The following is a 20,841-nucleotide window of genomic DNA, read 5'->3' on the forward strand; positions in this document are numbered from 1 at the left end:
TTTAAATAACACTTTACCTAAAGTTAACTTGAGGTTTTATCGTGCTCCTAACTTAACTGATAGGATAACATTATGTATTTAGAGCACGTAAACTTAGTCGCGAGTGATATAGATAGTATGCTTACATTTTATCGCGCTGTATTTCCACATTGGTCGATTAGAAGTGAGGGCAGAGGCGATTGGCATGGAAAACCAAGACGCTGGGTACACTTTGGAGATGACACGCATTACATTGCGATAAGCAGTCATGGTGAAGGTGAAAACAGAAACTTATCGGGCCATCAAATTGGTTTTGCACACTTTGCTTATGTAACTAATAATTTAAGCGCAGTAGTAATGCGCTTAAATAAAGTGGGTTTTACTCTAAGCAAGCAAGGTAACGAGAATCCTTTCAGAAAGAATGTCTACTTTATTGATCCTGCAGGGTTTGAAGTTGAGTTTGTAGAGTATTTAAGTGATATACCAAGCGAGCGAAATAACGATTTATAATAAAATACTAAGCAGCACGCTAAAGTGCTGCTACTCAATTATAGTGAGCGATTATTATTACCCGTGCCAAACTGGGTTTTTAGCTCATTTGCAAAACTTATAAATTTTTCTTTAATTGTGCGCTTTATTTTCACCTCAACCGAGCCCATTACTGCCTTTCCTTCAATATGAATTGTAGGGCCTTGGCGTTTGTTAAGCGACACAGATTTATTTTCAAGGCTACTTAAAATACAAAACATTTTAGACACTACATTGACATGCTCTGGTACGTAAATTTCATCGCTACCAAAAATACAGTTAACGTGAATAGTTACATTTTGATGCGCAAAAATAGCATCGGTAAAATCAAGCACCACCGATCCCATAAAGTTACTCAAATATATATTTTTTGGCACAACCCACTGACCACTTCGCTCGTTAGATCCTAAAATACTGCGTAATGTAAAATCATCATCACTGTTTTGCTGTGCACTATAATGTGGTGTAAATTGCGATTGTTTTTCTGCTTTATATTGCTGATCGGTATTAAGTGTTAAGTCTTCTACTAAGGCTAGCAGAGCTTCGTTATTAGGTGCATCCATCGCATTATCTAAACGTCTTTCGAATGCATCAACAGAAATAACACCATGACTGTAATTATAAATTAATTGATCAATCACTTGTTCGCGTACTTGCTCTATTGGGCGGTCTTCAACTTTTACAGACATGAGTTATTCCTTATTATATTTACTATTGATACTGCTCTTGTAGTTAGGCTGCAAACCGCGTACCAAATATAATTTCATTAATTATCAATTGGTTATTTTTTAACGGTGTTTTTTGTTTTGTTATATTAACGATAGATTAACCAAAAGAGCAATTATCTAGCTATTTTCACTATTTGAGAAAGTTTTACCGAGTAGCCTGTAAATAGTTACACAAACATAGATAAGGTTTTATCTTTTAATTAATTCAAGTCTTTGAATTTTAAGTATAAATAAAGTTGGCCTGAAGCTCGCATTAGTTAAAGTGTCTTTAATCAAAAGGAGAAAGATTATGAAAACATTTAACAAATCTATTATCGCAGCTCTAGTTCTTGGTACTACGGCTATGGGTGCCCAAGCAAACAGCTGGGAAAACGAAAGTAAAGATGCTTGGATTGATGGTAAGGCAGAAACCGTTCTACTTATGAACACTAATCTAAACAACTTTGACATTAACACTGATGTAAAAAATGGCAAGGTAGTACTTACAGGTAAAGTTAATAGCGAACTCGATAAAGAGCTAGCAGAAGAACTTGTACTTAGCCTAGATGGTGTAACTGATGTTGACAACAGCCTTACTGTTGTTAAAAGCATGGACACCGAAGATAAAAGCAACGACATGATGGACGATGATGATAACGACCTAACGGACGCTAAAATCACCACTGTAATCACAACTCGCTTCCTGTTTGACTCAGAAGTAGGTGGTACAGACATTGATGTTGATACCGACAACGGGGTGGTAACTCTGAATGGCTCTGTAGAGTCTGAAGCTGAAAAGCAACTAGCAGTTAAAATTGCTAAAAATGCTGAAGATGTTCGCGACGTAGTTGATAAACTAGCTATTGTTGCTGAATAATACAGTATAGTTAAGGCCCAGTAATACTGGGCTTTAAGTCTTTTCAATGTTTAATTTAAATGGAGTTTGATCATGGATATTATTCGTATAATACTTTCGGTTTTATTACCGCCATTAGGTGTGTTTTTGCAAGTTGGCTTAGGTATGCATTTTTGGTTAAATATTCTATTAACACTGCTAGGTTATTTCCCAGGGTTAATACATGCAATCTACATTATTGCGAAAAAATAATGACAGATTATATATTGTGTAAGCCGACTACTGAGGTTTAGCTAAATACTTTAGTACCGATCGGCTCACAATATTAGTTTTTAAAGAATTTTTAGATAGTTTTTAGATAGTTTTTTAGGTTAAATCCAATTTTTAACGCCCTTCAACCCTTTGATTTACTTCCTTAACTCTCTCCCAATATTATTTTAAAACTATACTTATTGTTTACTAATAAGCTTTCCAGCTAACAGCCGCGCTCAGATTCTGACTTGATGCCATTTAGGAAATCTTCAACATTAGTGTGTTTATACATCTATAATATACAATCAAATACTTTATTATTTAGTGACAATATTACCTTCACTTCTAGTGTTATCATTAAACTAGGTTTTAGGCATATTGAGGCAGTTAATTGAATATTCGACTTATAATGTCAGGCGTTGTGTCTTTCGTTTTTTATTTTAGTTGGGCCTACTGGGCAAATAGTGCGGCAGACATTGCTAAATCGGTTACGCTTCAAGCTGCATTAGTGCAAGGTTTGTATAGTGGATTTGTAACGCTGTTTTTTACCTTTATTTTAGAAATGGTCGTCAACAAGTATAAGTTTAGTTATGTAACGCTTGCGTTTGTAACTCCAATTATTTGTATGTTTCATTCTAAAACACCACAAAACGTAGCAATACGACAAAGCTTCAATAATGCAATTAACTCTAGCGCCTCGTATTTAAGTAACAAAAAAATAGCAGGTGTACTTTTTGCGCCTATTATTCCGATTACTGTTCAATCGAGCTTAGTGATTATGGTGAATGTAATTAATCAGACACCTAATTTGCCACTTACAGTAGCCCCAAGCATATTTTTTACAGCCTTGTATGCCTACACATATATGTTAGCTTTGCTTAAAAAGTAGAGGGTTAAATATAAAAGACTATATGGGATAGGTTTTGTTTATAATTTAATGCAGTGAATAGCACGGTAAATACCTTACATTTTATGTTTATGCCCACTTAAAAGATTACTATTTAAGCAGTTAGCTTGTTGATTGTTAAAATAAAGGTTTTTGGTAGTGACAAGCACCTAAAAAGTTTTTATACTGCAACCCGCTTTAGTCGCTCTGTGACTGAACGCTTCAAAAATTAACTGCCTGGCAGTTATATAAAGTTGGCCCCTTAGCTCAGTTGGTTAGAGCACACGACTCATAATCGTTAGGTCCCCAGTTCGAGTCTGGGAGGGGCCACCACTTTTAAAAGCTTTCCAAGTAAATACCTACTAACCGAAATTACCTCGTGCTACCTCTGTGCTACTTTTAGTATAGCAACTTTTTTTATTAACTATCTAATACAACCTCATTTCAGCATCTAGGGATTCGATAAAGAACTATATAGGGCTCTATTAAATTTCAACTTAGGTGAAATCAACAAGCTTTTCGTTAACAAAGCTTTAGTAATAGTTTTAAGCGCTACTATATTTGCTTACAATTACGCAATAAGATTGGTACGTTCAATCGGTTTTTCCGACCTTGCTATATCAGCAAATTCTACTTTTTAGCCCTGTTTATAAAGTCCATAGATTTCATTTAAGCCCCTTTCGCTATGAGGTTGGTAAGTTTTAGGCGCTTGCCGCCTAAAGGCGCGGCATACCCCATGGCCAACACAGACTACGCAGTGAAAAGCCAGTCAAGCTAGAAATCGCCCGAAGGGTTGCGTAGCAAGGGGGCTCCGCTTGCGGGGTTCCGATTTATGGCTTTACAGGAATTGAACGAAGTGGTTTGGGATTAAGTATCTAATAAGCTAATATTTATTTTTATCTTTAGTAGCATGAAACTACAACTAATTAAAATTTATAATCCAAAATTTATTAATAGCTTTGGTTCATGCTATTGTGAGTTTGTGTGTTGGTCTGTTGTGTCCTCGGTCTTATTAAGAGGAAAGTGTGCCCAGTAGACATCTTTACAGGGATTTAAAAGAAACTTACATTATATGAAACCAGAATATTTAGGTGCCAGAGCCTCAAACACTGGCGATGATTTTCATGAATGGTGGGCACTTCGTCTAGCATTACAATTACTCGAACCTGACACATCGTTGGTTGCTGTTACAGTTGAAGGCGTAAATCTTGATGATGAAAATTCTCCGGAGTTAACGGAATGGGACTCTGTTGATTGTGGCTTATTTTATGGTGGCCATTCTATAGAGCAAGCTGAAAAGGTTGTCATTGAGCAGCTAAAGTACTCTGCATCAACACCTGACAAAAATTGGACTGTTTCGGAACTAACAAGCTCTAAATCAAAATCTTCAAATAACAGTATTATTAAGGGGCTTGCTGATTCATTTACTGCAATATTAAAAGCTAGGCCAGACCTGATTGGTGCTGGTGAGTTAACAATCAGGCTAGTCAGTAATCGCCCTATTGGTAAAGACCTTCAAAAATCGCTTTCCGATTTCAGTAACAAAAAGCATGAAACGCTAAGAGTTGCTAGTGGCCTTAACAAAACAAATTTCAAGAAATTTATTAAACTCTTCGACTTTTCTGACTGTGGTACTGGTTCTCGCTTTGAGCAGGAAGAAAGCGCGATTAATGAGATTCTAGCTCTTACACTGAGTGCTGACCGGGGGTTTGTGCTGGATTTGAAAGATCGTATTCATAAGCTGATGCTGCCGGAGGCTACAGGAAGTTATATAACAAGGGAAACAGTGTTGACATGGATGAATGTGTCTGACCCTCGAGCTCTATTCCCATGCCCTCCAAGGCTCAAAGTAGCAGAAAATCCTATTAACAGAAATGCTGCTGTTGCGATACAAACTGCCATGGTCAATGGCGATCAATTTATATGCCTGCATGGAGAAGGCGGTAGTGGAAAAACGACCGTACTAAAACAGGTTGAAAATTTGTTACCTGAGGGCTCAGTCATGATTACATATGACTGTTATGGTGCTGGCACTTATATGGATAGTGAAGCCTATCGACATAGACCGAAAGATGCCTACCTGCAATTAATCAATGAAACCTCGGCTCGATTGCGATTACCTTTGTTGATTAGCCAGGATACTTCTGTAGATTTTATTAAGGCTTTTGCTTTAAGAATCGAAAGTGCAAGCAAAGTTTTAGAGGCACAAGAAGCTAATGCATTATTGGTTATCGTTATTGATGCTGCGGATAATTCTGTAACGGGTGCAAAGCAGTGTAAGCCAGAAGAAATCAGTTTCGTTCATGAACTGATTAAAATCGGAAATCTGCCAGCTAATGTTAGATTGATGATTTCTGCAAGAACTGGACGTTTAGATTCCTTATCTATTCCATCTAAATACAACTCAGTAGAAATTTCTAACTTCTCATTGGAAGAAACAGAGCTCAATGTATTAAATCAATTTCCCCGCGCAGCCAAAGCATGGATAGAAGATTTTCATAATTTATCTAACCGAAATCCACGAGTGCAAAGTTACGCATTTGACTATGCAGAATCAGATGCGGGCAAAGCGATTGAATTTTTAAGGCCCAATGGAAAAGGGTTGGAACAAATCTTTGAAGCCCGCTTTGAAGAGGCTATTTTGAAGGAGGGTAATTCTGACACCTTGTCTCTTGTTTGCTCATCGTTAGTAGCACTACCTGCACCAGTTCCAAAGCAACATTTAGCTAGTGTTGTGGGGATATCAATAGAAAGGGTTAATGATATTGTTTCTGACCTTCCTGGAATGCGTATTCTTGAGGATAAAGTAGGGTTTCTTGATGAGGATGTTGAATTTTTTGTCAGAGAGAAAGCGCAGCCAAGGCTTTTGGAAGCTTATAAGCGTTCAGCAGCACATTTCAGTGCCAATCATGAAAGTGACGAGTATTCGGCCATGCACTTGGCTTCAGCGCTATTTTCAGCTGGGCAAGGTCAAGAAATCATAAGAATCATTGAGGAAAATGAAGCACCAAAAGCTATAAAAGACCAAATAATTCGCCGAGAAGTGCAACGTCAGCGGTTACAGCTCGCAATGAAAGTGTGCCGCTCAGCAGGCGAGCAAGCAGATGCAATATTTACCTTGTTAGTTGGTGCTGAGGCGATAAAAACAGATGATGCCGTAAACAAAATTATCGCTGAAAACCCAGATTTATCTGTCCATTTTGCGTCTGATACTGTAGGCAGAAATATACTTTACTCGTCAAAAACATATGAAAGCCATGGTAGGTTCTTATCGCATATTGTTGCCCGTGATGCAGCTGACAGAGATTTTATCGCTGCCCGTGAAAAGAAACGCATTCTTCGTGAATGGATGAATCGGAGAAGTGAAGATATTGAACGACAAAAAGCCGAACAAAGCGAGCATCGGTACCAACATATAGATGCGTGGCCATTAGAGCTTGAGGATATTACTGCTGTTGCCCATTCAGTGTTGGATATAGAGGGTTACCAGGCTGCATATGAATTCATTTGTGGCTGGAAGCCGAAAAGTATCCATTACAAAATCGCGATCAGATTATTGGATCGCCTGTTGTTATCGGGCAAGGTAGTCACAGTTGAAGAGTTTTTGGATAGTGGTTGTATCCCAGAGCCTTGGTCATCATTGTTCAAAATACCTTTGGCGCTTGTCGGCCATAGTATCGATTGCGCCTCTCTTGAAAAGTCATTGTGCAACAAGAATGTATTGAAATATTGCGACCTAAATGAGCTAGAAAGGCACACCTCTGAAGACTCAGGGACTTTTAGCTACGCGGAAGTGTTACTTAGTGGTTGTGAAATTTTGGCTTCTAATGGAGTGAATTTATCCTCAGTAGAGCCAATACTTGAATATCTATGCCCTGATAATTGGCGGTTGGTCAATAACATCTACATACATGATATTCTTAAAAACGATGTCGCTTTGAGAGCTTACTCTTTGTTAATGCGTCATCGTGGCCTCAACGTCACAATAGAGTCTTATTGGATTGATTCACCTATACCTGAAGATCTTAATGAGGCCGAAAAAAATAAGAAGAAGCAAAAATTATCGGAAAAGCATAAAGAGATAAAAGAAAACCTGTCAGGTTTAATATCTTTTTATGCTGTTAGAGCGGATGTTTTGCTGTCCAATATCTTGCCAGAAAAAGCTGAAGAGAAAGTTAAGTCTGCACTGGATTCTTTGCTTGCAAATTCCTGGAGGATGTCTAGAGAACACTACTTTGAATCCATATGTAGCCAGCTTTCTTTGTCCGTAGCCAGGCTGTCAGTTGTGCCAAATCTCGATATGAATACAGTGCTAACTTTGACTAAGGCAGCGTTCAAACAATGGCCATCTGTATTTTCTTCTGGGCAGCGTAACGTTATTGCAAATCTAATAAAAATACCAGAATTGAGGCTGCCAGTTGTTAAAGATATTTACGAACGCTCAGTTGAAGTAAAAGATCTAAAAACAGCAGCAAACGAAAAAATCAGAATTCTTTTGGATTTATCCAGAACGTTGCTTTTTGTGGATAAGGACGAAGCCAGAGAAGTATTTAAAATAGCAGTTGATATTGCGAATGACGTTGATGTTGATGCTATGCATGATGTGGCTCTTTTTTCGGCGTTGTCCAAAAACGCAAAAAATCATTTTTCGCCTACAGGTTTGCAAAAAATAGCAAGTCAAATGGCTGCGATAATAACGGAGTACGGCATTCTTCTTGATGGCTATGATCATTTTCCTTGGAATGATGCAGTTTCTGCTGTCGCTATATTAGATATGCCTAAAGCAGTCAGTCTTATCGGGTATTGGGAAGATTGTGATTTGATTCAAGCCAGCGAAACTCTTCCTGCATTGATCTCTACGGGTATTTCAGAAGGAACTATAAGCCCTGCGCAGGCTGTCTCTTTGCTTAATTTCTGTGATGATTTGAATGAGGAGCTTGTGACTAAACTAACGTCAATTACAAGCATGCAAGATGCCCGTCAGTTGATAGAGGAAATTGCAAAATCCGAGTTATTGAGATTCAACAGAAGTGATAGCTCCAAAATATGTCAGGCGTTAAATGAACTGGTTCCATATGGCGATGGTAGTGAATATTGGCATTCGGCACTTAATCAATTAGTTCAATTTAAATCACAAACTAAAGAAAGTGCCAAGACCAAAAGTGGTAATAAAAATCGTGCTTCGACAGCAATGAAATCAAAGGAAGGAGAGTTTCTTGAACGCATAAATGTTGAAGAAATTTCCTTTGAATCACCTTCTGATTTTATGAATTCAATTCATGCCAAGCGAAAAGAAGCTAGGGATGAAGATTTTTATATTAGCTGTGATGACATACTGAGATCTTTAATCAGTCGTTTGGAATCAAAAAATCGTGTTGCCTTTCTGGATCTCTTGACTGATGAACATGTTATTGATGATCTTGGCTATACATGGGCTAAAACGTTAATTGATTGCGTTGACTTATGGGTGGGATCATCTCACGTCATATCTACCTGGAAAGAGGAAAATCTACCAACCTTAATTGCTAACCATTTGGACGAATTTTCCTATGGTGAAAATTATGGCTATGAAAAGCGAATACTAAAAGATGTTATTCATAACCTGAACTTAAATAGAGAAGAAACGGTTAGCTTATTGCTGGATGGACTGGAAAAAAATTCTGAATATTTGTCCCTGCCCAAGTTATATTCTGTGGTCAGACTACTGACTGATTATTGCAGCGAGGAACAAATTGCAGATGTCACCACTCGTTATGTTCAGCGACTAACTACACGGTTAAAGCTTCCAGCGAATAAAATTGAGTCTGAGTATTCAACTGAATCAGCATTAGCCTGCCAACTCTACTCGCTCCTAGGTGATGTAGATACTAGGGTGAGATGGCGAGCGGCACATAGTATTAGAACGTCTGCCAGAATGGGCGATTTTAAGATAATTATGGCGCTAATCGCTTTATATGAGCATAAATCCATGCCCGGCTATCGAGAAGGTAATGTGCCTTTTTATTGGATGTCCGCACGTCTTTGGCTCATTGTAACATTTGATCGAATTGCATCTGAGGTACCGGAAGCCATTGCACCTGTCGCACGCTGGTTATTGAGCATTGCTAATGATCAAGACTTCCCACATGTATTGATACGTCATTTTGCCAAATCCTGTTTGATGAAGCTTCTTTCAAATAATTTTATTGATTTTGATGAGCAAGAAATAACAGCATTGTATGCTATCAATACTTCGGAACTAACTACCGAAAAATCGAAACATAGAGCTTCTCGTGGAGGGTTTCACGAAGAAGGTAAAGAAAGAAGGTTTAATTTTGATTCGTTAGATACTCTTCGATATGTATATCCCAGCGCGATAGAGTGTTTTGCTGATGTTGACGAAGAAATGTTTCTTGACGAGGCTGAAGCTTGGATCATGGATCGCTGGAATAGCGGCACAGATTTATCAATCTGGGAAAACGAACCAAGAAAACATAAATTTCAAAACGCTAACTACACTCTTTACAGCCACAGCCACGGTACAATGCCTACTATAGAGCGTCATAGTTATTACCTGGAGTGGCACGCCATGTGGTGTAGTTTGGGTTCTCTGATGACAGAAAATGCACTGGCAAAGCCTGAATACGATGATGACGATTATGGAACGCTAAACGGCTTTTTGAAACGAGAGGGATTAACTCAACCGCCGCACTGGTCGAGTGATCTTCGCTGCCCAACACCACTAGAAACACGTTTTCATCTTCCTCCTGCCGTCGAGGCAGAAGATTGGGTAGCAGCAATAACCGCTAATGATTTTGAGTTGGAACTTGGTTTAACTTCCGAAGATGAGAATCTGGTTGTGGATTCATATCATGATATTCGCACCAGTAATCATCGCTCCAGTGTGAGAATATCCTCTTCCCTTGTTAGCCCAGATACAGGATTGTCATTGCTTCGGGCACTTCAAACTTCCCGTGATTCTTGGGATTATCGTCTACCACCTGCTGACAATGAGTTTGAGATAGACGATGGTCCATTTATATTACGTGGTTGGCTCAGTGAGCACTCTAATGATGCACGTATAGATGAAAAGGATGTATTTAATCATGGTGTCCGCTTAATAGAAGCAACGCCGTCTGAAAATGTCATTGAAATACTGGAATTACGCCAGTCGGACAGCTACCCCGTTAGCTGGATTAATTCCACTAACGGAAGCAGAGTATTTCATTATGAAGCATGGGGTGATGTAAGAGATGACTCCCGACAAAGAGAATACATATATGGTGAAGATGTTATTTCCAATGGGCATAGCCTAAAAATATCACTACATCACCTAAAGCAATATCTAGATAAAGTTGACTTTGATCTAATCCTTGAGGTCGAAATAACACGAAGAGTAACTAAAGATGGAATTACAGAATATAACAAAGAGTCCGAAAAAGAAGCGCGATACGCAAGACTCTACCTTTTCAGAAGGACTGGAGAAATCTTTACCACTGAAGGACGTATTGGTACTTGGGCACCACCTAGCGACAGAACTGGGCTTCTCCGATAGTTGCGATACATTGGGAAAGTGGATGTCACATCATTTAGCCGAAATGATGGATCGTGTTGAACGTGAAAAAGACGCAGAAAAAAAAGAAAAATATCAGCAGCAAACCGTTGAGTTGATCTTAAAAATATGGGAGCACAGAAGTTCCTTAAATGGAAATGCATACCCATTAGCCAGATTTAAAGGAATGATCGACTCCTTAAGTATATTATCTCCTGAAGCTAATGTATGGGAAAGAAACAGACTCGGTAAATATGAGTCCTTGGCTGCAGATTCATTCTCGATGTTAACAAACCTATATAGAGCTTTGCATTTTATAGAGTTTACTTCTTTGCAATCACTCAGAAGTAAGCAAATTCCAGCCTCTGTATTGACTGACGAAGAACAAACAATATACGATTTTTTAATTTCGTGGGCACAAGAAGAAATGAGTTTTCGTTCTGACCAAAAATTGGACATTGAAAAAATCGAAACGCATGATTCATTAAAGTTTTTTGGTGGTTATATTGATGACTTATGTGAAAAGCTAAATTTATTGAAGTGTGAGCTGTCTGAAAAATAAACTTATAAATAATCGTTTCAGATGTACATGGATAGCTGTGACTTGGTGATTGTTAATGAAACATTTGACTTGATGTATTAGCCATTCATCATATTAGTCAGTTTACTATAACCTTATATCAATGAATTTAAGAAGCCCTTTACCAGTGTGTATTGTAAGAAACCATTGTATTTTTTATTGGATAATAGGTAGTGAGATAATTTTTTGGTAGAGGTTGTATCGATTTTTTGAGTGTTATGGTAGTTTCAGCTCAATTTTAGTTCTTCGATTTCAATTAGTGGTTTAATTGTGTGGCAATAAACCGCACTTATTTTTGCCATCAAAATCGGATTAATCTATTTAATTAGTAATTTTCAATGCCGTTCAAATTCGACTTGTAGTCTTTTTGTTAGCAATATATCTTTAATGTCGTATGAAAAAGCTCGATGATTCAAAATGAAAATCTGTCTTGTTAAGTCTGGCCGGTTCAATTAAAGTATTTGAGTTGCTCAGTAAAAAGTGATTAACTGATATTATGTTGAGCTATCTTAAACTAACTAGTTATAAATATGGATTATTTTGACTTTGACTTGGCTGAAGTCCAAGATGTTTTAAAACAAAGAAGAAAAAAAAAGAAATTATCTTATGATAACACTTTTTTTATGGTTAGCCCTTGCAAGAAATTTGCGTTTGAAATTTCAATTTACCACGATGACAACTTTTCCCATCCACCGATAGTGCATATTGATTACCTTAAGGGTTTCAATGAGGTTAAAATGATTGGTGGAGTTGAAGAGCCTTTTATAAATCAAATTAATGTCCTAATAGAAAATTATTTGAAGAAAAAAAGATTTGAAAAGAATAGTCTGCTTACTAATATTACTGCTTATTTCTCTAATTTGATTCAAAACTACACTTTAAGTAGCCATACTGTTCAATGGTTTGTTCTTCCATCATTTGATTGGTCACCGTTGTACAAATTTGCTATTCATACGCTTGATGCAAAAGAACTTTATCATGATTTTAATGAGCTTCTTGATTTTACATCTGAAAAAAGCTTTTTTAGATATACATTAATAGAGCTTGAGCATGTAGCGGACCGAAAAGCTTTTAAAGATGCTTGTATTTCGATCCCTATAATCACAGCGATTCCAGAAACGACTTCTGTTGAGTTCTCATGTATTACTATAAGAAATAAAAAATTTAAAAGGTGCACTTATTCTGAGCTTGTTTATGAACAAGAAGTACAAGGAGCCCTTGGTATAGACGTTTCCACAAAAAATAGTGACCCTTATGTGGTCAAAAATAGACAATATTTGATCAGCATACTTTAATTAAATTATAGGTTTTGAAGTAGATTCAATATTATGCAGTCTTATATCTAGAAAGCAGCACACACCAATTCTTAAGAAAAACAGCCCAATATAATGGGCTGCGCGTGTAGGAACTACACGACTATCCTCGAAGACTACAGACGATAAACCCTAACGTCTGATGGATTACACGCCTCCAGGGTCGCATTCTGATGCACCATAGACCTGTTTCATGCAACTAGATTTGGGCCGTTACTATCGATAACGAATTGCGGTGTGCGCTGCTTTTATGATAATAAAGCACCTCCCAAAATAAAAACACCTTAATTTTTCAGGGTTTTTCTGGGAGTAAATTGAAGACAAGTCGTACCTACTCGAAGAGGTAGGGACGACTCACTGAGTCGCTATCTCAATATTACTATTCATAGTGACTTGATATCTATCATTCAACAAATAAGCTAAAAATCAGAATCAGCTTTAAGTCAGTATAGAGTTCAGGGCAGGGGAGTTATTACTTTAAATAAACTTCAGTAATTTCAGCCCTGAAATGACCTAGCTCTTGCGACACAGTTTCAAGAGCTACAGCTCTATTTAAACCTAAGCTTTTTAGCTCAAGCATTCTCTCTTGTGCGTAGCTATGCCTGAGGCCATGACCGCCATTTGAAAAAAAGAGTGTGCGATCAGATGCTTTTGAAAATGAGCATGACCATTTATGACCACCACCAATATCATAACGTTGCAAATAGTTAATTTCCCTGTCACGAACGGTTATGGGCTGTGCTAAACGTCTTTGTTCTAGCTGTGTAGCCAGTGTGTTAGGTATTAGTACATCACGGATTAGGCCGCCTTTGCCTTTCACTGTATAAATACTACCTTCTCGACCAAGCCATTTGCTGTTTAGTGCTGGACGGCTATCAGCTCTACGCTCTGATACTTTGGCTATTGTTAAAAGTTCATGGGCTCTTAATCCTGCTGCGTAGGCTATTTGCGTAGATAAGTTATATTTTCTAGTTTGATGCTCACTAATTGCATGAGCTTGAGCAGGAGTGTAGGCGCGAGACTTTTCGATTATCTCTTTTTCGGACTTTATTACAGTCAGCGTTTCTTTTGTGCTTAGTTTGCCGTTGAGTTTAAACATAGCTTGGATTGCTTGCCGTTCCATATCTAACGTTTTTTGGCCTGCAAACTCACTGCGATAATCAAGGTATTTATAAGCATCCTGAATGCTCATCCCTTGCACACCATTAATGCCAATATCTTTTGACCATCTAGCTATTTTTATAAGTGCAGTTTTATAATTACGAGCAGTTCCTAGAGATTTAATAATTTTGTGCTTGTATAAGTTTTTAGCTAGCTTCTGGGCTTGCGCTTCAGGCTTTGCGAACTTAGGCATTTTTATCAATCCATCGTTTTACAGTACTCCAGTGTGTTTTTACTCCTTTGCGCAGAAGCCATCGTTGCAAACAAGCAATGCTTGTTGCTTCTTTATGAAGCGCTAGCAGTTTGTGTTTATGAATATCGAGCTTTGATGGCTTGAATCGTTTTTTACTGATTAGCTTTTTTTCATTTTTTAGGCGCAATGCTTCAGCCTTAGCATTAAAGGTCATAGTAACTCTCCAAGGGATTTGTAAGATAGACTGGCTATTAAAGCTCAGCGGCTAATGCCTATTCGCCCCTGTCCAACGCATAGCGTTTGGCTCGGACTGATCTCGCCATTAATTATTTTTGATACGTAAAAGCATCAATATGATCTTCACAGTGAAGTGAAACTTGTAAACCTCGTTACTACGTTTTGAAGGCAGCTGAACAGCGCCTGTATTTTTCTTTGCTCGTTAAGAGCTAAACTAGTTTCTAGATTAGCACTTTTTCAAACCATTTCAATCTGCAAATAAAAGTATGCGTATAACGCCTTATATCCCCAGACCCCGCTATGTGTAAGCCGATTTTAGGCTTCTACATAGCGGGGTCTGGGCAAAGCCCAGTAAAAAAGAGGCGTATTGCTCATGATGCCTCATTTTGAAATGGTTTGAATTACAGGGGAGGGAAGTTTGTCATGCCAAACTTTAATACCTACTTGTTAAAAAAGTATAAAATTTTTTCTGCGAGTTCATCTTCTATGCAATACAAAAATGCAGTAGGCACTTCTAAAATATGAGCTAATGCTTTAACTGTTTTGAAGTCAGGAGCATGAACACCCTTTTCATATTGGTTCATTCTGGCCGATGCTGCGAACTCATCCATACCAGCTAAGATCCCTAGTTTTTTTTGAGATAGCCCTTTTGCTTTTCTTGCTTCTTTTAATCGTTTTGGAAAAGGTGAGTCATCATTAGTTTTCATTTAAATTTATTCTTAACTTGAAAACTAAGATTTTCTTAGCTTTAATGTGTTTTAGATACTAAGTAATACTTAGCTTTTGAGGTGATATATGATTTGGAAAACACTAAAGGTTATTGGTTCGGTGGCCGTGGCTGTTATCTTAGACGTTGACGATAAGTCAGAGGAGGATCGCTTTATTGATGAGTACAGTGATGGCATGGGAAATGTAAATCATTGTGGGGACGACTACGCTGAACAGGAGGCCAGAGATGCACATGCCCGTGGAGAGCTCTATAAGTGAAAAGTAATATGATTAAGCCTGAAAATAAGCCATATCAGTCTGTGCTTGCAGTACTATCAGTGCAGCTTTACGGTTGCGAGAAAAGCTATCAACAATTAGCGCTATTAAGCAGTCAACTAAATAACATATCGGAATCTAGGTTAATTAGTTCATTGCTTACCTTAGATTTTATGCTTCATCATTATATAAATGATAAGGGAGAGGTTTGGGATATTCAAAAAGAAAGTTATCAAATGTTTTGTAATCGCTCGGAGTCTTTAAAGATTGTGAATAGTGGTTACTCTGAAAAAGACGTTCAGCACTTTTTCCAATGGATTGTTATGCTTTCCAATTGGGATCATGATTTAAACTTGCCAATCACCTACAGTTTTCATTAAATTTTTAGCTTGAGTTTGGCATGCCAAACTTTAAGCCCCCTGTTTTGAGCAAAAATTTAGCCTTTTTTTGATGTAAAAAATTGTTGATATTTACGCTATAGATCCTGAACAAAAAGCGCAACGTAAAGAGAATTATTCAGATTAAGCTCTATTTTAAAGGAGCGACTCGCTGGTTACTTTACCAAATGATTAAAAATAATTAGAATATAGAGACAGATTATACCAAGTCTCACTAATACAAAATAAACAGGTTTCAATGAAAGAAGTGTCGATTGTAATAAGGAAAGAAAATGAACCTCTGGAAAACAGTGAAGCTGAATTCAAATCTTCAATAAATTGGAGTTCATTATTACTCGCTTTTTCTGCACTAATTACTCCTATTTTAGTTGCTGGTATAGGTTATCTTCACATCACTGAGACACATGCTGCGAAGTTAGAGCAACAGAAACAAGAAAACGAAGCTGAACGGCAAGCTGAATATATAAATTTGGGAGTTAAAATTTTAGGAGGCCCTGCAAATGAAAATAATACTAACTTGCGAGATTGGGCAGTAAAACTTATAAACAATTATTCTGACGTTAAAATGTCTGAAAAAACACAGAATGAACTTATAAAAAAATCGTCCATACCTGTTGATTCGGTCCCGGATGCATTTAACCCAAATTTAGTTGGCTACTCCCTCAAGTGGGATGGAGATAAAACAAAAAGCTATGGATTAGAGGTTCAGGAGAAACGCGGTGATTCATGGAGCTATTTAAAGGCTTTGAGTCTTCAAGGAAATACTCATTATTTATATTTGCCAAGAAATATCTCTTTAAGGTGGAGAGTATTAGAATACCCACTATCTGATGAGAAAAATAATAATAGAGACTGGAAAAAGTTGCTAATAAATGATTTTGAGTCTCAATATTACCCTCAATAGTCAAACCTTGATGAACTTGGCCTTATTCATTCGGATTATAATTGAAAGGTCTGTATTGTGATTGGTTTAATTTTTAACTCAAGTTTGGCATGCCAAACTTCCCTGTTTTGAGCAAAAATTTAGTCTTATATTAATCAATAAAGTGCTAATTTCCTTCTAAGAACCTTACTTACATCTAACTTTAGGTCATTAGACTTACTTTGCATTACCAGCTTTTACTACTTTAAAAAAAGCATCAAAAAATTGCCCCCCCCCTTTTTGAGAGTCAGATTAAGAAATATGTGGAGAATAGGTTATTCCAATAACTAATAGGAATAATAATGAAGATCAAACAACAATTTTATACGCTAGAAGAAGTCGCTGATGCAATGCGTATTTCAAAACAGACTTTATACAATAAGCTTTGCGATAATCGAAAAGGTAAATCAGAGCACCTGCTACCACCATATATTAAACAAGGTGGGAAAACTTTATTTCCTATAAGCGAATTCCATAACTGGATTAAAGAGCAACCACTGATAAAAAGTGAATCGGTGATGCACCAATGAGTACTGATGATCAGATTGAAGAGATTGTAAAATATTGTCCTTATAAGATGAAAACAGTTGGTTTTTATCCTGCATTTTTAATTGACCCGTGTGTTTTACCTCTTAAAGAAACAGATTTATCTGAGGTTAAGAGCTTCGGAAAATACGCAACAGTCATATTGAAAAGCTCGCAGCCTCTGCCACATGGACACTATGCGAGACTGATTATTGCTTACCTAACAACAGAAATTGTCAGAAGACCAGAGCTCCCATCTTATGTAATTGCTAACTCGGTAAGTGATCTGTTTAAACGAGTTACTGGGCAAAAGGTAATCTCGGGCGGTACATTCGCAAACTTTATGCTTGCTCTTAAGAGAGTATTTGATATTACCTTTACAATTGAACCAACTGAAAAGTCTAAAGATAAATTGAGAAGAAGAGGCTTTTTTGCAGAAGCTGATAACTTACTGGGTGATCAGCATCTAGGCATCTACAACGCAAAATACAAGGAAGTTCACTATATCCCCTCCAATAGCTTTAAAGCACTTGTAGCCTATAAAAAGGGTATTATTTCAATCGACTTACGTTTTCTTAAGTTTGCTAGGAGTAAAGACATTGTGCTTGCTCATGATTTATACATCTACTTGGTTCGCCGAGGTTATGAAAAAAGTAGAGTTAGTTTCGTGCCGTGGTCCACTCTTCATAAAGATATATTTCCATATCTCAGAAGGCTTGAACTTAGCCGATTCAAACGACGGTTTATACGTGCTTTAGATCTTATTCTTACATGCCATCCAAATGCGGGGGTTTCAATTGACAGTTCAGATCTAGGTATTCTAATAGCTCCCAGCAATAATTTTCTTCGTGGAAAAAAATTATACATATCATGAGCAATGAACAGTCTCATTGTATATTGAATAAATTATGTATAAGTAATAATTAGTAACGTCACTCATGAAAAAAAGTTTGTCACTGGTGAACCGCTTTATGTTACTGACGACTGAAAGTTTGTTACTGACGTACAGATGTTTGTCACTTGCGAATAGTAACACCTTTGTAGCCCTTTATTATCAGTGGATGCAGCGTGCTACTTAATAGCTTTAATAACTAAAAAACAAAAAAACTTAATTTAATAGGCACGAATTGTGAATAAAAATTATGTGTATGAAAAGAGCCGCCTTACATAAAAGACGTTTAATCTTATATAGACTTACTCTGAGTTTGATCACTTGCGAATAACTACTTAAGTGACATAATGAATAGAGATAATTAAGGTTTTATATGACACCAGAAGAACTAGAGCGGCAGGCGATAAGCTACGCTAAAAGTAATAGGACTCGTATAGCTCGCGAGTTAACAGACAAAAACCAGTTTCCTCCCGAAGCAAGACCAGTTTCTGTTTTTATGGCTGGTTCGCCTGGTGCAGGTAAAACTGAAGCTTCAAAAGCCTTTTTGGAAGAAATTGGAGCTGATAATGTACTTAGGCTTGATCCTGATGAACTGAGAGAGCTTATACCTGGTTATACAGGTGATAACTCGTATTTATTTCATCGCGCAGTTTCTTTTATTGTAGAGCGAACACTTGACCATGCGTTTAAAAACAAGCAATCTTTTTTGTTAGATGGGACTTTGGCAAGTTATGATGTTGCAAAAAAGAATATTGAACGCTCTATCCGTAAGGAAAGGCAAGTACTAATTCTGTTTGTATATCAAAAACCAGATCTCGCTTGGGAGTTCGTTGAGGCAAGAGAAAAGCTAGAAGGACGTAGAATTCTACCTAAGACCTTTATTGATCAGTTCTTTTCTTCTCAGGAGGCTATAAGGGAACTTAAGCTCAAGTTCGGTAGTCAAATTCAAGTGGATTTATTAGTTAAAAATAATAAGGGCAAAACACGTTTTTATCACGATAACGTTCAGGCAATAGAGCATCATTTAGATGAAAAATTCACTAGAGAAGATTTGGAGAGCCTGATAGAATCACCATCCAGCTCAAAAAACGAGCTTTAGGAGTGTTTATGTTTTCAAATTTAATTAAGCCAAAGCCAACGCAAAACTCTAAGCTTTCAGATTTTGTGTTAGATTCTAGTTCAAGCGAGAAGAAGCGAGTTTATAGTCAAGTTATTGAGCGCGCTATTACCTCTCAAGTGCAGCTTGTCAATAAAGCGTCTGCAACTCAAAGATAATTAATGAAAAGTCCCACTAAGGGACTTTTTTAGATTTAAAGTAAACTGATTCAGCATAAATTTTAACTTAGCAAAGCACTCATCAACTCAATCTTTTGTTCCTTAGTTAAGTTTGCTAATAAACTTTTCATTTTGGTCATTTTATTTTCTGGCTCTTGCTCAATCAAGCCTGCATATTTTGCAATTGTTTCGGTTACCTTTTCCGCTGGCTCTTTAAGCTCCTCAGCAGTTAAAATTAAATAGCCAGCAGTTACGTCGCTTTTATCTGTAATGTGGTTTAGAAGGCGTTTCAGGAGGTATCCTGATACTCCGCTACTCTCAGCCATTGATGTAAATGTGCGACGCAAATCATGCGAAGTGATTTTTACTCCTGCAATTTGGCATACATGTTTCAGCGTCTTTTTAGGATCAGTAAGGTAGCCCTTTTTACTATCTGTCCCAAACACATAGTCAGATACCTTATATTCTTTTCGTCGATTAAATATCTCAGCTAATCGATCTGTAATAGGAAACTCGACGTCTAAACCATTTTTTGTATCCTTGAGGATGAATATCCTATCTTCAAGGTGTACCTGTGACCACTTGAGTTGTAGTAACTCAGATCTTCTCAAGCCTGAAAAGGTCAAAAATTCTAGGTAGTCACAAAAACCTACACGGCTATTTTTACGATATTTAGCAGCTTCATTTCTGACTTCATATAATGCATCTATAAATGGTTTTAGTTGTGATCGGCGCAGACGTGTTGTTTTACGCTTTATATTATTCCAGTTTCGTTTTTCAGAAAGTACACTTACAGGGTTTTCTGGAAATAATGTTCGGCCTTCTGAAGACTTATATTCAGCTTTAGCAAAGTTAAATAAAGCACGCATTAGGCGCATGGTATAATTTGCCTGAGCAGGGCTTCTTGAGGTTATTTCTCGCTGGCGCTTTAAAATCATTGTTTGATTTATATCGGCTAGGCGCTTGTTATGCCAATCCGGTAGATAGCAGTTTATTTTTTGCTGATAACCACTTTCAGTTATAGGTTTAAGATCTCTAGTTTCGATGTATGAATCAAATGCTTCTTTTAGGGTAATAGAAGCGGCTCTAAATTGGCGCTTAAGGTCGTTCGGGTTTATACCCTCAGCAATATCTGCCATTACTTTTCTGGCCATTCGCCTTGCATCATCAAGTGTAATTGATGGGAAGTATCCAAGAGTGACATTAATAGGTGTATCTCTCCCTGGTATCTTTTTATAAACTCTAAATGATTTCTTACCAGCTACGGTTACATCTAAAATTAGTCCTGCCAATAGGTTGTCGTAATAGCGAGTGCGTTTACTGTTTGATTCTATCTTTTCAAGCGATAATTCTGTGAAGCGAAATTTTGTGTCTGACATATGGTGCTACCTCTGTGCTACTTTGAACGTAAAATTTAACGTTTTGAAATACATAATGATTTATGCATCAGAGGTGGGTTTTATTCAATAACCCTATGATATAGCTATGAAAATTAGTAAATAGTTATATCAAAAAGTAACTCGTAGTAAGTCCTTGTTTTGCAACTCATAATCGTTAGGTCCCCAGTTCGAGTCTGGGAGGGGCCACCACTTTTTCAAATTTCCCAAGTAAATACCTATCCA

Annotated in this window: 19 protein-coding genes and 1 tRNA gene; 15 read left to right on the forward strand and 5 right to left on the reverse strand. The window is 37.3% G+C overall.

Annotation, left to right across the window (positions count from 1 at the left end):
• The first annotated feature begins 72 nt into the window (after window positions 1-72).
• Window positions 73-489, forward strand: a complete 417-nt coding sequence (locus H5115_RS13225) for a VOC family protein (protein WP_182682573.1) — start codon at window positions 73-75, stop codon at window positions 487-489.
• 38 nt (window positions 490-527) lie between these two features.
• Here H5115_RS13225 and H5115_RS13230 read toward each other — a convergent pair whose 3' ends face one another.
• Complete coding sequence (locus H5115_RS13230; RefSeq protein WP_039488234.1) at window positions 528-1,196, reverse strand: LiaF domain-containing protein; 669 nt, start codon at window positions 1,194-1,196, stop codon at window positions 528-530.
• A gap of 328 nt (window positions 1,197-1,524) precedes the next feature.
• Between H5115_RS13230 and H5115_RS13235 the strand changes: the two genes are divergently transcribed.
• The 7 genes from H5115_RS13235 to H5115_RS13265 all read left to right on the forward strand — a co-directional run bounded on the left by H5115_RS13235 (window position 1,525) and on the right by H5115_RS13265 (window position 12,614).
• The gene (locus H5115_RS13235; RefSeq protein WP_024597541.1) at window positions 1,525-2,091 is read left to right on the forward strand and encodes a BON domain-containing protein; all 567 of its coding nucleotides are present in this window, start codon (window positions 1,525-1,527) and stop codon (window positions 2,089-2,091) included.
• A gap of 72 nt (window positions 2,092-2,163) precedes the next feature.
• Complete coding sequence (locus H5115_RS13240; RefSeq protein ID WP_002957822.1) at window positions 2,164-2,322, forward strand: YqaE/Pmp3 family membrane protein; 159 nt, start codon at window positions 2,164-2,166, stop codon at window positions 2,320-2,322.
• A 391-nt stretch (window positions 2,323-2,713) separates the two neighbouring features.
• Complete coding sequence (locus H5115_RS13245) at window positions 2,714-3,211, forward strand: hypothetical protein (protein WP_259396401.1); 498 nt, start codon at window positions 2,714-2,716, stop codon at window positions 3,209-3,211.
• A gap of 253 nt (window positions 3,212-3,464) precedes the next feature.
• Window positions 3,465-3,541, forward strand: a tRNA-Ile gene (locus H5115_RS13250).
• A 739-nt stretch (window positions 3,542-4,280) separates the two neighbouring features.
• Window positions 4,281-10,742: an ATP-binding protein gene (locus H5115_RS13255; RefSeq protein WP_182755703.1), complete on the forward strand. Its 6,462-nt coding sequence runs from the start codon at window positions 4,281-4,283 to the stop codon at window positions 10,740-10,742.
• A 22-nt stretch (window positions 10,743-10,764) separates the two neighbouring features.
• Window positions 10,765-11,301 (forward strand): hypothetical protein, encoded by a 537-nt coding sequence (locus H5115_RS13260; RefSeq protein WP_182755705.1) that lies wholly within the window; start codon window positions 10,765-10,767, stop codon window positions 11,299-11,301.
• Between the two features lie 548 nt (window positions 11,302-11,849).
• Window positions 11,850-12,614, forward strand: coding sequence for a hypothetical protein (locus tag H5115_RS13265; RefSeq protein ID WP_182755707.1), 765 nt, complete (start codon window positions 11,850-11,852; stop codon window positions 12,612-12,614).
• 490 nt (window positions 12,615-13,104) lie between these two features.
• Here the strand turns inward: H5115_RS13265 and H5115_RS13270 are convergent, their stop codons facing one another.
• The 3 genes from H5115_RS13270 to H5115_RS13280 form a co-directional block, all read right to left on the reverse strand.
• Window positions 13,105-13,986, reverse strand: a complete 882-nt coding sequence (locus tag H5115_RS13270; RefSeq protein ID WP_182755709.1) for a site-specific integrase — start codon at window positions 13,984-13,986, stop codon at window positions 13,105-13,107.
• Window positions 13,979-14,200 carry a hypothetical protein gene (locus tag H5115_RS13275; RefSeq protein ID WP_182755711.1) on the reverse strand — a complete coding sequence of 74 codons (222 nt, stop codon included), beginning with the start codon at window positions 14,198-14,200 and terminating at the stop codon, window positions 13,979-13,981. The genes H5115_RS13270 and H5115_RS13275 overlap by 8 nt, the downstream gene beginning before the upstream one ends.
• A gap of 463 nt (window positions 14,201-14,663) precedes the next feature.
• The gene (locus H5115_RS13280; protein WP_182755713.1) at window positions 14,664-14,930 is read right to left on the reverse strand and encodes a helix-turn-helix domain-containing protein; all 267 of its coding nucleotides are present in this window, start codon (window positions 14,928-14,930) and stop codon (window positions 14,664-14,666) included.
• A gap of 88 nt (window positions 14,931-15,018) precedes the next feature.
• Here H5115_RS13280 and H5115_RS13285 point away from each other — a divergent pair, with 88 nt between their 5' ends.
• The 7 genes from H5115_RS13285 to H5115_RS13315 all read left to right on the forward strand — a co-directional run bounded on the left by H5115_RS13285 (window position 15,019) and on the right by H5115_RS13315 (window position 19,219).
• Window positions 15,019-15,210, forward strand: a complete 192-nt coding sequence (locus H5115_RS13285) for a hypothetical protein (protein ID WP_182755715.1) — start codon at window positions 15,019-15,021, stop codon at window positions 15,208-15,210.
• A gap of 8 nt (window positions 15,211-15,218) precedes the next feature.
• Window positions 15,219-15,587 carry a hypothetical protein gene (locus tag H5115_RS13290; protein WP_182755717.1) on the forward strand — a complete coding sequence of 123 codons (369 nt, stop codon included), beginning with the start codon at window positions 15,219-15,221 and terminating at the stop codon, window positions 15,585-15,587.
• Between the two features lie 256 nt (window positions 15,588-15,843).
• Window positions 15,844-16,509, forward strand: coding sequence for a hypothetical protein (locus H5115_RS13295; protein ID WP_008138912.1), 666 nt, complete (start codon window positions 15,844-15,846; stop codon window positions 16,507-16,509).
• Window positions 16,510-16,829: 320 nt separating this feature from the next.
• Complete coding sequence (locus tag H5115_RS13300) at window positions 16,830-17,057, forward strand: AlpA family transcriptional regulator (protein ID WP_008138913.1); 228 nt, start codon at window positions 16,830-16,832, stop codon at window positions 17,055-17,057.
• The gene (locus tag H5115_RS13305; RefSeq protein ID WP_182755719.1) at window positions 17,054-17,926 is read left to right on the forward strand and encodes a hypothetical protein; all 873 of its coding nucleotides are present in this window, start codon (window positions 17,054-17,056) and stop codon (window positions 17,924-17,926) included. Before H5115_RS13300 ends, H5115_RS13305 begins: the two co-directional genes overlap by 4 nt.
• 391 nt (window positions 17,927-18,317) lie before the next feature.
• A complete protein-coding gene (locus H5115_RS13310; RefSeq protein ID WP_008136938.1) occupies window positions 18,318-19,043 on the forward strand; it encodes a zeta toxin family protein in 726 nt (241 codons plus the stop codon).
• 8 nt (window positions 19,044-19,051) lie between these two features.
• Window positions 19,052-19,219 carry a hypothetical protein gene (locus H5115_RS13315; protein WP_008136936.1) on the forward strand — a complete coding sequence of 56 codons (168 nt, stop codon included), beginning with the start codon at window positions 19,052-19,054 and terminating at the stop codon, window positions 19,217-19,219.
• A 62-nt stretch (window positions 19,220-19,281) separates the two neighbouring features.
• Here H5115_RS13315 and H5115_RS13320 read toward each other — a convergent pair whose 3' ends face one another.
• Complete coding sequence (locus H5115_RS13320) at window positions 19,282-20,598, reverse strand: integrase family protein (RefSeq protein WP_182755721.1); 1,317 nt, start codon at window positions 20,596-20,598, stop codon at window positions 19,282-19,284.
• Window positions 20,599-20,841: the final 243 nt, after the last annotated feature.

Source organism: Pseudoalteromonas sp. SR44-2, assembly GCF_014163745.1.
Taxonomy (GTDB): domain Bacteria; phylum Pseudomonadota; class Gammaproteobacteria; order Enterobacterales; family Alteromonadaceae; genus Pseudoalteromonas; species Pseudoalteromonas distincta.

Excerpts from the sequence above, each read along its gene's own strand:
- H5115_RS13225 (WP_182682573.1), top strand. The coding sequence starts at position 73 with ATGTATTTAGAGCACGTAAACTTAGTCGCGAGTGATATAGATAGTATG.
- H5115_RS13230 (WP_039488234.1), bottom strand. The coding sequence starts at position 1,196 with ATGTCTGTAAAAGTTGAAGACCGCCCAATAGAGCAAGTACGCGAACAA.
- H5115_RS13235 (WP_024597541.1), top strand. The coding sequence starts at position 1,525 with ATGAAAACATTTAACAAATCTATTATCGCAGCTCTAGTTCTTGGTACT.
- H5115_RS13240 (WP_002957822.1), top strand. The coding sequence starts at position 2,164 with ATGGATATTATTCGTATAATACTTTCGGTTTTATTACCGCCATTAGGT.
- H5115_RS13255 (WP_182755703.1), top strand. The coding sequence starts at position 4,281 with ATGAAACCAGAATATTTAGGTGCCAGAGCCTCAAACACTGGCGATGAT.
- H5115_RS13260 (WP_182755705.1), top strand. The coding sequence starts at position 10,765 with ATGTCACATCATTTAGCCGAAATGATGGATCGTGTTGAACGTGAAAAA.
- H5115_RS13265 (WP_182755707.1), top strand. The coding sequence starts at position 11,850 with ATGGATTATTTTGACTTTGACTTGGCTGAAGTCCAAGATGTTTTAAAA.
- H5115_RS13270 (WP_182755709.1), bottom strand. The coding sequence starts at position 13,986 with ATGCCTAAGTTCGCAAAGCCTGAAGCGCAAGCCCAGAAGCTAGCTAAA.
- H5115_RS13275 (WP_182755711.1), bottom strand. The coding sequence starts at position 14,200 with ATGACCTTTAATGCTAAGGCTGAAGCATTGCGCCTAAAAAATGAAAAA.
- H5115_RS13280 (WP_182755713.1), bottom strand. The coding sequence starts at position 14,930 with ATGAAAACTAATGATGACTCACCTTTTCCAAAACGATTAAAAGAAGCA.
- H5115_RS13285 (WP_182755715.1), top strand. The coding sequence starts at position 15,019 with ATGATTTGGAAAACACTAAAGGTTATTGGTTCGGTGGCCGTGGCTGTT.
- H5115_RS13290 (WP_182755717.1), top strand. The coding sequence starts at position 15,219 with ATGATTAAGCCTGAAAATAAGCCATATCAGTCTGTGCTTGCAGTACTA.
- H5115_RS13295 (WP_008138912.1), top strand. The coding sequence starts at position 15,844 with ATGAAAGAAGTGTCGATTGTAATAAGGAAAGAAAATGAACCTCTGGAA.
- H5115_RS13300 (WP_008138913.1), top strand. The coding sequence starts at position 16,830 with ATGAAGATCAAACAACAATTTTATACGCTAGAAGAAGTCGCTGATGCA.
- H5115_RS13305 (WP_182755719.1), top strand. The coding sequence starts at position 17,054 with ATGAGTACTGATGATCAGATTGAAGAGATTGTAAAATATTGTCCTTAT.
- H5115_RS13310 (WP_008136938.1), top strand. The coding sequence starts at position 18,318 with ATGACACCAGAAGAACTAGAGCGGCAGGCGATAAGCTACGCTAAAAGT.
- H5115_RS13315 (WP_008136936.1), top strand. The coding sequence starts at position 19,052 with ATGTTTTCAAATTTAATTAAGCCAAAGCCAACGCAAAACTCTAAGCTT.
- H5115_RS13320 (WP_182755721.1), bottom strand. The coding sequence starts at position 20,598 with ATGTCAGACACAAAATTTCGCTTCACAGAATTATCGCTTGAAAAGATA.